Consider the following 11,786-nt stretch of genomic DNA (forward strand, 5'->3'; position numbering starts at 1 on the left):
ACCTTATAGCTTTTAACTATATTTTTATTCCTACTAAACAACTAGGAAAATAAAAAGCTACGATTTTTAACAGGAGGCCGAAAACATGACTCTACAACAATTACGTTATGCCATCGGCATTGCAGAAACAGGCTCTTTCAATAAGGCCGCCGAAAAGCTTTACATTTCGCAGCCGTCGCTGACCGCCGCCATCAAGGATCTTGAAGATGAACTGAACATCCTCATTTTCAATCGTACCAGCCGCGGAGTCAAGCTCACTAGCGAAGGCGAAGAATTCATTTCGTACGCCCGCGAACTTTACCATCACTACGAAACGGTGCTGGACAAGTACGGCAAAATCGGCAAGCGTAAAAAGAAATTCGGCGTCTCGACGCAGCATTATTCTTTTGCGGTCAAGAGCTTTGTGGAAACAGTCAAACTTTTCGATACGGACAAGTACGAATTCGCCATTCGCGAAACCCGCACCAAAGAAGTCATCGAAGACGTGGCCTCGTTTAAGAGCGATATCGGTATCCTTTACTTGAGCGATTTCAACCGCAAGGTTATCATGAACTTGCTGAATGCCCGCGACCTCGCGTTCCATAAACTCATTGACTGTAAGGCCTATGTGTACTTGTGGAAGGGGCATCCGCTTGCCAACAACAAGTTCATTACGCTCGACGAACTGGCTGAATACCCGTGCCTTTCCTTTGAACAGGGCGACAACAGCTCGTTCTATTTTGCCGAAGAAATATTGAGTACAAATGAATACAAACGTACCATTAAGGCGAACGACCGTGCTACCATGCTGAACTTGATGATTGGCTTGAACGGTTACACGCTTTGTTCCGGCATTATCTGCGAAGAATTGAACGGTTCCGATTACTTGGCCGTACCCTTCAAGGACAAGAGCGAAGAATCCCGCCGCGTCATGGAAATCGGCTACATCGCCAAGCGCAACATGTTGCTTGGTCTGGTGGGCGAGCGCTATGTCGAAGAACTGCAACGTTATCTTGCAACCTGCGGCTCGTAGTTATCGATTTTTACTATAACGAAACATCAAAAAACAGTATGAGCCCAAACCTTGTATAAGGGCATGGGCTTTTTTATTTTGCGCGCGTTATTCATCAGGAGTTTATAGACATGAAAAAGCGTTATGGCTTGCTTACGAATGGAATTGTTTGGTTCGGTGTAGCCGTTTCGGTTTCCGAAATTGAAGCCGGTATCGAAATAGGTGCAGAATCCGCTCACGATTCCCTGTGGCTACCCTTGGTGCTCGGGCATATTTTAGGTGGTATTTTGCTGTTCTTCGTGGGGCTTATCGGTGCCCGTGTTCGCTTGAATGCCATGCAGACCACGGAATCCACATTCGGAAAGTACGGTTCCAAGTTCTTTGCGACCCTTAACGCATTCCAGTTGCTTGCGTGGGTGGCTGTGCTGAACGCCCAAGGTGCCCGCGCCCTGGGCGGCCTGAATTTACCGATATCGTTCCCGGCCTCGTGCGTGATTCTTGCGGTACTGATTGCGATTTGGGTCAAGGTCGGCCTCAAGCGTTCGGCGAATGTGGCAACGGTCGTGGTTGCGGCCCTTACGGTTTTGCTTGTTGCTTTCTCGGTGAAGTTGCTTGGAATCGACGTGACGCCGACAGGCTCTACTGCAAAGCACCTGTTTGGTTTCTGGACGATTTTTGAAATTTCGATTGCCATGCCTCTTTCTTGGTTGCCGGTGATTTCGGACTATACGAAAGATGCTGAAAATCCGCTTTCGGCCACGGCGGCATCTGCTATCGCGTATACGATTGCAAGCCTTTGGATGTATATTCTGGGTGTTGAAATTTCTGGACTCGGCGTGAATAACGATATTGCCCAGGCTATTTTGCTTGCCGGTTTTGGCGTTCCGGGGATTATCATTGTGGTTGCATCTACGGTTACGACTAATTTTCTCGCGGCAAACTCTGCGGGTGAATCGATTAAGGTCATTCATGGTAAGGTAAAGCACAAGACGGCGGGTGTTGTTGTTGCCCTTCTGAGTTCCGTTCTTGCCATTTCGGGTATTATGGAACATTATATCAGCTTCCTTTACCTTATAGCTTCGGTGTTTGCCCCGATGGCGGCTGTGCTTTTGGTGTCGTTCTACCTCACCGACCACAGCAAAGTCGGCAAGGCGTTTTGGATTGGAAACCTGTTCGCCTGGCTGGTTGGCTTTGCGGTGTACCAGTATGCGGCCCATTTGGAATCGGTATTCCTTGGTCCCACGCTGCTTTCTGTCGTCGTGTCTTTTGTAATTTCCTATCTTTTCTCAAAAACCTTGACTTTGAAGCCTAAGGGAAATTCATGAGCGAAGACATTTTAGCGAAAATCGTACGGATGCGCCGCGAGGATATCGAGCGGCTTGGCCTGAATTTTGGAATTGAAATTCCTGAAAAGCGCGAGGTGGGCCATACAGAGTTTCTTGGAAACGCGGGTGCGATTCTCGAAGTCAAGCGAGCATCGCCTTCGAAGGGCGATATCGCGCTGGATCTCGATCCGGTAGGGCTTGCGACGACTTATGCCGAGGCTCATGCGCAGGCGGTTTCAGTGCTTACTGAAACGAATTTTTTCAAGGGAACGCTGCGCGACTTGATTGCCGTGGCGAATCTGATGGAACGCCGCCGCAAGCAGGGCTTGCATGCCTGCGCCGTACTTCGCAAAGATTTTCTTTTATTCGAAGATGAAATCGATATTGCTTACCGTTGCGGTGCCGATGCAGTGCTTTTGATTGCTCGCATTCTTGATGACGAACAGCTCGTGCGCATGGCGAAGCGTGCTGCATCGTTTGATATGCAGGCCTTTGTGGAAGTCCGCGAAACTGACGACTTGCGCAAGCTGAAAGTCGTGACCGAAGCTCTTGGCGAATCTGCGGCCAAGACGATTGTCGCAGGCGTGAATTCCCGCGATTTGGCAACCTTCCATACAGACCCGCTGGTGCCGGCGTCGGTGCGTAGCAAGCTCCCGGCCAAGGCTGTTTTTGAATCGGGGATTTTATGCCCGGCCGATGCGACTTATGCGCGCAACCTCGGCTTTACGGGAATCCTGGTGGGCGAGGCGGTTGCCAAGAACCCACCGCTTGCTAAAGAAGTGGTGCATGCGTTTGAATCGGGCTCCGAAAATGCCCGCGGCAAGTTCTGGAAAAAGTTTGCAGAGCGCAAACAGCAGAAACAAACTCGTCATTGCGAGGAACGAAGTGACGAAGCAATCCATGGCACAAATCGTCCGTTAGTCAAAATCTGCGGCATCACGCGCGAAGAAGACGGCTTGCTCGCCGCAGAACTCGGGGCAGACATGCTCGGCTTTGTATTCAGCACGACCAAGCGCTTGACCACTGAGAAATTTGTGCGCAGTTTTGCCGAAAAGATTCGCTTGTGTCATCCTGAGCAAGCGCAGCGCGTCGAAGGATCCCCTCTCCTTGTTGGAGTTATCACCGATTCCGAATCGGTTGAAGGCAAAACCGCCATCAAGCTTGCCAAAGAAGGCGTGCTTGATGCAGTGCAGTTCCACGGCGTAGCTCCTGGAGCCGAATTCAGCGACTTGCCGCATTACGGCGCCGCCCGCGTTGGCGAAGAATCCGATTTCGACAAGGTCGCCGCCCTCCGTAAGAGTGGCGAACCCCGCATCCTCCTAGATGCGAAAGTCGAAGGAATTCCTGGCGGTACGGGTAAGACCATTCCCGAAAACTTGCTTCGCGAAAAAGCGGGGGATTTGCCCCTCTGGCTTGCCGGCGGCATCACGCCCGAAAATGTGTGCGGGATAGTCGAAAAGTTCCACCCGGAACTCGTCGATGTCTCCAGCGGTGTCGAAGACGCACCGGGAATAAAAAACGCCGAGAAACTCAAAGCTCTGTTTGCTGCTCTTTCCTAAATTGCCCCAAATAGCCGAATTTAGGCCTTTTTGTACAAATTACGAAGGAAATTTTACAAAAAACTTACGCTAACCTATTGACAGACAACGAATTAGTATATATATTGAAGACATAAAGATGAAATTGGCAATCCGCTTTGACGCTAGCGCCGCTATCGACGAGGTTCTCAAAGAAGGGATTTAGGCATTGCCATTTCATCAAGTGTTTAACGGAAGACTCTCGATCATCGAGAGTCTTCACTTTTTTTATGCTGTACCCCTTGCCACATTAAAGAGACATTCCTAAATTAGCGCACATGAAGATGAATTCAGCAATCCGTTTCAACCGTTGGTGGTGGGGCTCTACTAAATAGAGTCCGTTTTGCTGATTTCATCAAGTGTTTGTAAAAGGCTTTCGGACTCCCGAAGGCCTTTAATTTTTTACCCTCAACAAAGATTTTAACCCCAACCTCTCCGCTCAAAATGACTCACGCAACTATAACCCCCACACCTCAAAGCGCCGTAGGCGCGACCTCACACCTCATAACCTCTGACAACGGTTTCTTTGACAAGTTCGGCGGCAAGTACGTTGCCGAAATCATCCGCCGCCCGCTCGACGACCTCGAAGCGGCATTCAACAAGTACATTCACGATCCGGAATTCCTCGAAGAGCTCCGCATTATTCAGCGTGATTACATCGGGCGCGAGACTCCGCTGTATTACGCTCCGACCGCAACGGAACTTCTGGGTGGCGCTCAGATTTACATCAAGCTTGAAGGCCTTGCCAACACCGGTGCCCACAAGATTAACAATGCCATCGGTCAGTGCCTGCTCGCTAAGAAGATGGGTAAGACCCGCATCATTGCAGAGACTGGTGCCGGTCAGCACGGTCTTGCTACTGCCGCCGCTTGCGCAAAACTTGGACTCGAATGTGTGGTGTACATGGGCGAGGTGGACGTGCGCCGTCAGCAGCCGAATGTGGCGACTATGGAAATGTACGGTGCCAAGGTCGTGCCGGTCACGAGTGGTGCCCGCACCCTGAAGGATGCCGTGAACGAAGCCATGCGCGACTGGGCCACGAATTTCAAGAACACGCACTATGTGCTGGGTTCTGCTCTCGGTCCGGCTCCGTTCCCGGATATTGTTCGTACCTTCCAGTCGATTATCGGTGAAGAAGTCAAGCGCCAGGCCGCAGAACGCAACATCGACATTGCGGCCGTTGTCGCTTGCGTGGGTGGCGGTAGCAATTCTATCGGCGTGTTCACTCCGTTTATCGAAGACAAGAATGTGCGCCTGATTGGTGCCGAAGCCGGTGGCATCGGTCCGAACAAGGGTGAAAATGCCGCCCGCATGACGGGTAATGCCAGCCGCGAAGGCATTCTGCAGGGTTACAAGAGCCGTTTCCTCATCGATGAAGACGGTCAGTCGCTGCCGACTCGTTCCATCTCGGCGGGGCTTGACTACATGGGAATCGGCCCGCAGCTTGCCGCCCTCGGCGAATCGGGCCGCGTGGAATTCACGGCAATCCTCGACAAGGAAGCCCTGGAAGCGGTCAAGTTCTTTGCCCGTAACGAAGGCATTCTGTTCGCGCTCGAAAGTGCTCACGCTGGCGCCGCCGCCATGAAGATTGCGAAGGAACTTCCGAAGGACAAGGCGCTCGTCATTAACATGAGTGGCCGCGGCGACAAGGACATCTTTATCACGAGCCCCGTGTTCCGCCCCGAAAAGTGGAAGGAATTCCTGAAGGCCGAACTCAAGCGCCTCGAAAATAACGAAGACATCCACGACGCGGAGATAATGAATAAGTAGTAGACAGTAGGAAGTAGACAGTAGACAGTGATGTCCCGTATTCCACTTCCTACTTCTAACTTCCTACTTCCTACTAAAACCTTTTAACAGCGGCAAAGCCGCGAGAATTAATTATGAACTTAATGTCTCATCTCATTGCCGGGTTCCCGGACGCAGAAACTTCTATCGCCATCGCCGACGCTCTTGTGAAGGGTGGCGCGAACATCCTTGAAATCCAGCTTGCCTTCAGCGATCCGAGCGCCGACGGTCCCGCCATCCAGACGGCATCGTCCATTGCTCTTGACAAGGGTTATTCGACCAAGCAGGGGCTTGAAATCGTTAGAAAAATTCACGAACGCCACCCCGAAACGCCGATCTACATCATGACTTACGGCTCCCTCGCCTTTACGCCGGGTGTCGAGAACTTTGTCAAGATGTGCAAGGACGCGGGCGTATCCGCTTGCATCATTCCGGACTTGCCGTTCGACGGCGACGAAGGCCTGACTGAAGCTTGCAAGAAGCACGGTCTCGAAAACATCCCGGTCGCGGCACCTTCCATGACCAAGGAACGCCTCGAAACGATGGCTTCCAAGGGCTTTAAGTATATTTACGCAGCACTCCGCGCGGGTACGACCGGTAGCGAAACTACCATTGACCAGGCAACGCTCGACTTTATCGACACGGTCGGTAAGGGTGGCGCGAAGGTTCTCGGCGGCTTCGGTATCCGTAACGGTGAACAGTCCAAGGTGCTTAGCAAGCATGTGTATGCCGTGGTGGCGGGCTCCGTGTTCGTGAACATCGTACTCTCTAACGAAGACTCTGCCGAAGGCCGCAAAAAAGCCATCGCCGAAATCGAGGCGAAGGCCAAGGAAATTGCAGGAAATTAAAATCTATTTTCTCTGAGAGAGAAAGCCGGTGGATTGTCTCCATCGGCTTTTTGTTTGTTCTAAATAAAAAACATGCGCCCGAAAACGGGTGCATTTTATCGTTTATTATGTGAGCTAGGTCGTGAAAAACTACTTTTGTGCCGATATGAAAAAAATTTGTGCATTGACTGTTTTGGCTTTTCTTGTTGCCTGTAGTGGTGACAGGTCTTCTACCGGAGTTATCGGCGGTTCTGGTAATGAGGCTGCTAGCGAATATAATCCCGTATCGAATACGGTTAAAGATTTACGAGATGGCAAGGCTTACAAGACCGTGAAAATCGGCAATCAAGTCTGGATGGCCGAAAACCTTGATTATGAAACTGCCAACAGCATCTGCGGAGAAATGGAATACCTTACCTTGTACGGCTGCCTTTATTCATGGGACGAAGCGAAGACCGCGTGCCCCGTCGGCTGGCGCTTGCCAAGCCAGGCGGAATGGAATACTTTGATTGAATTTGTCGGAGACTCTGCCACGGCAGGGAAGATTCTCAAGGCCACGACTACCTGGAGCGATAAGGGGCGTTACAAAGATGGCACCGACGATTACGGCTTTACCGCATTGCCGGGCGGCGTGCGCCTCCCGCAAAAGGGCAAGACACATCAGTCATTCGTCAATTCGGGAGCCTTTTTCTGGAGCGCCACCGAGGTCGATGACGACGAGTCGATTACCTTGGTTTTGCGTTACGAAAACGACGCCGCAACATTGTTTGAAAACTACAAGGACGCCGGTGTCAGTGTCCGTTGCGTGAAGAATTGAGTTAGAAAAATACCCTGTAGGGAACGATTTTCTGGTGCTTCCGTCCCTTGGTGTCATCCGTTCCTCTTAAATAAAATTCATACCGCTCTTTGTAATTTTTGCAGCCTAATGTAAAAAAAAGAATACGTTTGCCAATGAAAGTGATGCTGCGTACGTTTTGCAGAAACTGTTTGTGCTTGGTCATTGTCAAGCCCGCATAGATGCTACTTTCGCTACAGGGGTTTTAGGGGGCGGAGCCCCACTTTGGTGGCCATGCGCACTAAGCAACAAGTTGCTTAGTGCTGTCCGCCATTAGGCGTGGATGTGTAGAGCAACGGAGTGCGCACCAGGGGGGCTTCCCCCTTTTTTAGATCCTTCGACTCCGTTTCACTTCGCTCAGGATGACATTCCTTTCGTCTTTCGTCTGTAGCCGCGGAGCGGCGTTCTTTCGTCTAAATCTACAGCGTTGCCTGGAACTGGTGGAACTTTTCCAGAAGTTCGGCGTAGGTCTTGGTGGATTCAAGTTGCGGGAACTGGGCCACGATGGAATCCGGCGCGCAGAAGAAGCAGCCCTTGTCGGCCTGCTTGAGCATGCCCGTGTCGTTGAAGGAATCGCCGCTGGCGAACACCTTGAAGTTGAGGTCTTGCAGGTGCTTCACGACTTTTGTCTTCTGGTCGGTGAGGCGCAGGTGGTAACCCTTGATCATGTCGTTTTCGACTTCCAGGTTGTGGCAGAAGATCGTCGGGAATCCGAGATTCTTCATGATGGGGTAGGCGAATTCCTGGAACGTGTCCGAAAGAATAATCACCTGGGCTTCGTCGCGGAGTTTGTCCATAAAGTCGCGGGCACCGTCGAGAAGTCCGAGGTTTGCGATCACGTTCTGGATGTCCGAAAGCTTGATGTTTTCGCGTTCGAGAATCTTGATGCGGCCCTTCATGAGCACGTCGTAGTCGGGAATGTCGCGCGTAGTCAGGCGCAGGTCCTTGATGCCGGTTTTCTCGGCGACGGCGATCCAAATTTCAGGGGCGAGGACACCTTCAAGGTCCAGGGTAACGACACATTGCTTGGTAAACATAGGGCTATTTCTTTCGTTCGTTGATGATGGAGCGCAAATCCGCAATCGTAATCTGGTACGGGGTGCGGCAGAAGTCGCAAATCACTTCGAGGTCCTTGCCTTCTTTTTCGAGGTCCTGCAAGTCCTTGAGCGGGAGCGTTGCAAGCGTTGCCACGGTGCGTTCGCGGCTGCAGGGGCAGTAGGCCTTCGGGTCGATTTCTTTTACGATATCGATTTCGTAGGGGCCGCGCAGCTGGTCCAGGAGCTCGTCCAGGTCAAAGCCTTCGGGCGTGTTCATGTCGCAGAACTTCGGCAAGTTCTGGATAATGACTTCGATCAGGTTGATGTCCTTGTCTTCGAGGTCGGGGAAGGCTTCGATGTAGAATCCGGCGGCGTAGTCGAGCTTGCTCGGGTCTTCTTTGTTGAAGGCAGCTTCGATGCCTACGGCCGAGCGGATCTGTTCGGACTGCAAAAGGTAGGTGGCGAGGTTCTGGCCCATGGATACGGCGGGAGCCTCGATAATGCTTTCGTGGACGCGCTTGCCCTGTTCGTTTAGCTTGATGACGCGCACGCTTTGCGGAATGAGAGCGGGTTCGTTACCGCCAACAGCCTGAAGTTCCGGCTGCGGAATCATGGCGCGCACCAGGCCCTGCGGCGTGGAGTCCGACTGCACCAGCGTGATTTCGCCCGAAAAACGGGTGGTAAAGCTCACGGTGCCCGGGAACTTGAGCGAGGCGCTCAAGAAAATGCTTGCGATGGAGTTTTCGGCCAAGAGCTTGAGGGCGAAACCCTGTGCGTTATGCTTTTTGCCGATTTCGTTCATCGTCGCGGTCAAGTCGACGACAATCAGGCGGAAGGGCGTCTTCTTGCCCGTAGCGCGGATAATGCGGTCCTTGAAATTCATGGCCCAAAGATAGAAAAATAGTAGGCAGTAGGCGGTAGACGGTAGACAGTATTAAATCTGAATAAACCGTAAAACTTTAGCTTGGGACGTGATTCTTAAAAATTTTATTTAAATTTCTTTTAAAAAAAGAGGTAAACAATGCAGATTTTATTTTTGTTGGCTGATGGTTTCGAAGAAACCGAGTTTGTGACTCCGTTTGATTATTTGCAGCGGGCGGGTTTTGAGGTCGCTCTTGCAAGCGTTTCCGGCAAGGCCGAGGTGATTGGGTTGCGCGGCCTTAGAATTCAGACGGACTTTGCTCTTTCGGGTGCCGATACAGCCGCTTTTGACGGCATTCTTTTGCCCGGTGGCGGCATTGGCGTCAAGAATCTGAAGGCCTCTGCCGAAGTGGAAAAAGTTATTCACGAATTCAACGACAAAGGCAAGTGGATTTTTGCGATTTGCGCGGCTCCGCTGGTGCTCAGCAAGGCGGGAATCCTTGCCGATAAGACTGCGACTTGTTTCCCGGGCTGCGAAAGTGAACTTGTCTGTAAAAAGTTCGTCGAAGACCGCGTGGTCGTAGACGGGAACATCGTCACGAGCCGTGGCGCAGGCTCTGCCGAAGAATTTGCTTTTGAATGCATTGCGCAGCTTGGCGGCCGCGAACTTACGGAAAAAATCCGCAAGCAGGTCGTGGCTCGATAGATTGCCGCTAACCTACAGAATGTTCGAGCTTGAGTGTCAGTAACTGACGGGCTTCCGTGGCGAATTCGCCCGGGAGCTCCTTGAACACGTCTTTGCAGAAACCGCCCACCATCGCCTGTATGGCGTCTTCGCGCTTGATGCCGCGGCTTTCGAAATAGAAGAGCTGGTCTTCGCTGATGCGGCTGGTGGTCGCCTCGTGTTCGGTGGTGGAACTCGCGTTTGCGACAGTGATGTAGGGGAACGTGTGTGCGGCACTCTTGTCACCCACGAGCATGCTGTCGCACTGGGTGTAGTTGCGGGCTCCCGCGGCCGACTTGCGGATGCTCACTTCGCCGCGGTAGGCGTTGCTGGAGTAGTCGGCGCTGATGCCCTTCGAAATGATAGTGCTCTTGGTGTTCTTGCCGATGTGGATCATCTTGGTGCCGGTGTCGGCCTGCATGTGCCCGTTGGTGAGGGCAACGCTGTAGAATTCTCCGACGGAGTTGTCGCCCAGAAGCACGCAGCTCGGATACTTCCACGTGATGGCGGAGCCGGTTTCAACCTGCGTCCAGCTGATGCGGCTGTTCTTGCCGGCGCACTTTCCGCGCTTGGTGACGAAGTTGTACACGCCGCCAGCGCCCGTCTCGCGGTCGCCCGCGTACCAGTTCTGCACGGTTGAATACTTGATGCTTGCGTTGTCCTTCGCTACAAGTTCTACGATGGCGCTGTGCAACTGCTTGCTGCTGTATTCCGGCGCGGTGCAGCCTTCCAGGTAGCTCACGCTCGCTCCTTCATCAGCGATAATCAAGGTGCGTTCGAACTGGCCAGCTTCCTTGTTGTTGATACGGAAGTAGGTGGAAAGGTCCATGGGGCACTTGACTCCGGGCGGAATATAGACGAAACTTCCGTCGCCGAATACCGCGCTGTTCAAAGCCGCAAAATAGTTGTCGCCTGCGGGCACCACGCTTCCCAGGTATTCCTCGATGAGTTCGGGGTATTCCTTGATGGCGTCGCTGATGGAGCAGAACAGAATGCCCATTTCCATGAGCTTGCGCTTATGGCTGGTGTAGATGCTCACCGAGTCAAAGACAGCGTCCACGGCTACGTTCGCCAGACGCTTCTGTTCGTCGAGCGGAATGCCGAGCTTTTCGAAGGTGGCGAGCAACTCCGGGTCCACGTCTTCAATCTTTTCGTGGCTCTTCTTGGTCTTCGGGGCGGAGTAATAGACTATGTCCTGCAGATCAACCGGCGCAAAGTTCAATTCGCCCCAGTTCGGCTGCTTCATGGTCTGGAGTTTTTCATACGCTTTCAGTCGGAAATCGAGCATGAACTGCGGTTCGCCGCGGAGCTTGGAGGCTCTTCGGATGACATCTTCGTTCAGGCCCTTCTCGAAGGCCTCGTTTTCGATATCCGTGACAAATCCGTATTTATAATTTTCGCTCATATTATGCTCGTTTTCAAATTTCGGTGCAAATATAGAAAAATAAGCCCCTTTCGTCCATTCTAAGTCGTGTGTATAGCTTTGTATTTACATGATTTCAATTTTTCTAAAAAATGACAGTTTTTGTCATTGATTAAAACCTAATTTTAGGAGCGTAAAAGAGAGGTAAATTATGAATCGCTTTAGCATTGCAAATAACAACATCTTGTTTTCCACGCTTCTGATGCTTGCCCCGGCTGTGTTTGGAGTCATGTTCTACGGTTCCGGCAGTGTTGTCGCATCGGTGTCGGCTGCAATTGCCTATTTGAGCTTGGTTATCGGGGAACGCCTGGATTCCGCTCAAAATTCATAAAAAAGAAAGCTCCGCGTTTGCAGCGGAGCTTTTCTAGATTCCGGCGGTGGCCGGAATGACGATTTGT

The 11,786-nt window shown here is 51.9% G+C and carries 11 protein-coding genes; 8 read left to right on the forward strand and 3 right to left on the reverse strand.

Going from position 1 to position 11,786, the window contains the following annotated elements; translation table 11 throughout:
• The first annotated feature begins 85 nt into the window (after positions 1-85).
• The 6 genes from B9Y58_RS01485 to B9Y58_RS01510 all read left to right on the forward strand — a co-directional run bounded on the left by B9Y58_RS01485 (position 86) and on the right by B9Y58_RS01510 (position 7,325).
• Positions 86-1,012, forward strand: a complete 927-nt coding sequence (locus tag B9Y58_RS01485) for a LysR family transcriptional regulator (protein WP_073053662.1) — start codon at positions 86-88, stop codon at positions 1,010-1,012.
• Between the two features lie 110 nt (positions 1,013-1,122).
• A complete protein-coding gene (locus tag B9Y58_RS01490; protein ID WP_073053664.1) occupies positions 1,123-2,316 on the forward strand; it encodes an SLC5/6 family protein in 1,194 nt (397 codons plus the stop codon).
• Positions 2,313-3,875 (forward strand): bifunctional indole-3-glycerol phosphate synthase/phosphoribosylanthranilate isomerase, encoded by a 1,563-nt coding sequence (locus B9Y58_RS01495; RefSeq protein WP_073053667.1) that lies wholly within the window; start codon positions 2,313-2,315, stop codon positions 3,873-3,875. The genes B9Y58_RS01490 and B9Y58_RS01495 overlap by 4 nt, the downstream gene beginning before the upstream one ends.
• Positions 3,876-4,337: 462 nt before the next feature.
• Positions 4,338-5,663, forward strand: coding sequence for a tryptophan synthase subunit beta (trpB, locus tag B9Y58_RS01500; protein WP_083532166.1), 1,326 nt, complete (start codon positions 4,338-4,340; stop codon positions 5,661-5,663).
• A 122-nt stretch (positions 5,664-5,785) separates the two neighbouring features.
• Positions 5,786-6,529 carry a tryptophan synthase subunit alpha gene (trpA, locus tag B9Y58_RS01505; RefSeq protein ID WP_233247796.1) on the forward strand — a complete coding sequence of 248 codons (744 nt, stop codon included), beginning with the start codon at positions 5,786-5,788 and terminating at the stop codon, positions 6,527-6,529.
• Between the two features lie 145 nt (positions 6,530-6,674).
• Positions 6,675-7,325, forward strand: a complete 651-nt coding sequence (locus B9Y58_RS01510) for a fibrobacter succinogenes major paralogous domain-containing protein (protein ID WP_143154620.1) — start codon at positions 6,675-6,677, stop codon at positions 7,323-7,325.
• 437 nt (positions 7,326-7,762) lie between these two features.
• Here the strand turns inward: B9Y58_RS01510 and thrH are convergent, their stop codons facing one another.
• Both thrH and B9Y58_RS01520 read right to left on the reverse strand, forming a co-directional pair.
• Positions 7,763-8,380 carry a bifunctional phosphoserine phosphatase/homoserine phosphotransferase ThrH gene (gene thrH / locus B9Y58_RS01515; protein ID WP_073053673.1) on the reverse strand — a complete coding sequence of 206 codons (618 nt, stop codon included), beginning with the start codon at positions 8,378-8,380 and terminating at the stop codon, positions 7,763-7,765.
• Positions 8,381-8,384: 4 nt separating this feature from the next.
• On the reverse strand, positions 8,385-9,263 hold the full coding sequence (locus B9Y58_RS01520; protein ID WP_073053675.1) for an Hsp33 family molecular chaperone HslO: 879 nt from the start codon (positions 9,261-9,263) through the stop codon (positions 8,385-8,387).
• A gap of 138 nt (positions 9,264-9,401) precedes the next feature.
• On the opposite strand from B9Y58_RS01520, the gene B9Y58_RS01525 reads away from it, so the two are divergent.
• Positions 9,402-9,947, forward strand: coding sequence for a DJ-1 family glyoxalase III (locus tag B9Y58_RS01525; protein WP_073053676.1), 546 nt, complete (start codon positions 9,402-9,404; stop codon positions 9,945-9,947).
• A 7-nt stretch (positions 9,948-9,954) separates the two neighbouring features.
• Here the strand turns inward: B9Y58_RS01525 and sufB are convergent, their stop codons facing one another.
• Positions 9,955-11,370, reverse strand: a complete 1,416-nt coding sequence (gene sufB / locus B9Y58_RS01530) for a Fe-S cluster assembly protein SufB (protein WP_073053678.1) — start codon at positions 11,368-11,370, stop codon at positions 9,955-9,957.
• Between the two features lie 169 nt (positions 11,371-11,539).
• On the opposite strand from sufB, the gene B9Y58_RS01535 reads away from it, so the two are divergent.
• Complete coding sequence (locus B9Y58_RS01535; protein WP_073053680.1) at positions 11,540-11,719, forward strand: hypothetical protein; 180 nt, start codon at positions 11,540-11,542, stop codon at positions 11,717-11,719.
• Positions 11,720-11,786 lie beyond the last annotated feature (67 nt).

It is taken from the genome of Fibrobacter sp. UWB15 (assembly GCF_900177705.1).
GTDB lineage: Bacteria > Fibrobacterota > Fibrobacteria > Fibrobacterales > Fibrobacteraceae > Fibrobacter.

Bases quoted from the DNA above. Each gene is read 5' to 3' on its own strand.
- B9Y58_RS01525 (WP_073053676.1), top strand. From the start codon at position 9,402: ATGCAGATTTTATTTTTGTTGGCTGATGGTTTCGAAGAAACCGAGTTT.
- B9Y58_RS01490 (WP_073053664.1), top strand. From the start codon at position 1,123: ATGAAAAAGCGTTATGGCTTGCTTACGAATGGAATTGTTTGGTTCGGT.
- sufB (WP_073053678.1), bottom strand. From the start codon at position 11,370: ATGAGCGAAAATTATAAATACGGATTTGTCACGGATATCGAAAACGAG.
- B9Y58_RS01510 (WP_143154620.1), top strand. From the start codon at position 6,675: ATGAAAAAAATTTGTGCATTGACTGTTTTGGCTTTTCTTGTTGCCTGT.
- trpB (WP_083532166.1), top strand. From the start codon at position 4,338: ATGACTCACGCAACTATAACCCCCACACCTCAAAGCGCCGTAGGCGCG.
- B9Y58_RS01495 (WP_073053667.1), top strand. From the start codon at position 2,313: ATGAGCGAAGACATTTTAGCGAAAATCGTACGGATGCGCCGCGAGGAT.
- B9Y58_RS01485 (WP_073053662.1), top strand. From the start codon at position 86: ATGACTCTACAACAATTACGTTATGCCATCGGCATTGCAGAAACAGGC.
- thrH (WP_073053673.1), bottom strand. From the start codon at position 8,380: ATGTTTACCAAGCAATGTGTCGTTACCCTGGACCTTGAAGGTGTCCTC.
- B9Y58_RS01520 (WP_073053675.1), bottom strand. From the start codon at position 9,263: ATGAATTTCAAGGACCGCATTATCCGCGCTACGGGCAAGAAGACGCCC.
- B9Y58_RS01535 (WP_073053680.1), top strand. From the start codon at position 11,540: ATGAATCGCTTTAGCATTGCAAATAACAACATCTTGTTTTCCACGCTT.
- trpA (WP_233247796.1), top strand. From the start codon at position 5,786: ATGTCTCATCTCATTGCCGGGTTCCCGGACGCAGAAACTTCTATCGCC.